A 573-nucleotide genomic window follows, 5' to 3' on the forward strand; every position below is an offset into this window, starting at 1 on the left:
CCTAAGCCGGTGGTTCTGATTGCATTAGAAAACCCCCGGTTAGACCGGGGGTTCCGTTTAGCTTTAGCGATAATAACCCGTTATTCCCAGAATGGTATGATAAGAAAGGTCTGCCAACCAATCACAATCAGGAGGGAAAAATGACATCACTAAATCACACCCATAGTCTATCACACACAAAATGGAATTGTAAGTATCATGTAGTGTTTGCTCCGAAATACAGGCGAAAAGTATTTTATGGATCGAAGCGCTTAGAAATTGGAACAATTCTACGCGAGTTGTGTAGTGGAAAGGCGTAAACATAGTCGAGGCAGAAGCATGTCCGGATCACGTTCATATGTTGCTAGAGATCCCGTCCAAATTATCGGTGTCTTCATTCATGGGATTCTTAAAGGGAAAGAGCAGCATCATGATCTATGAACGTTGGGGAGATATGAAATACAAATATAGGGGAAGGCAATTTTGGTGCCGAGGCTATTACGTCGATACAGCGGGAAAAAACGCTAAAAAGATACAGGAATACATTCAAAATCAACTGAAGAAAGATCAATTAAGTGAGCAACTAACCTTCGA

General features: G+C 41.5%; 1 pseudogene. It reads left to right on the plus strand.

Annotated elements, in window-relative coordinates:
• Window positions 1-140 precede the first annotated feature (140 nt).
• Window positions 141-573, plus strand: a pseudogene (gene tnpA / locus WKT05_RS10580) (IS200/IS605 family transposase); the annotation flags it as partial.

The sequence above is a fragment of the Peptoniphilus sp. HCN-40583 genome, from assembly GCF_037892835.1.
Lineage (GTDB): Bacteria > Bacillota > Clostridia > Tissierellales > Peptoniphilaceae > Aedoeadaptatus > Aedoeadaptatus rachelemmaiella.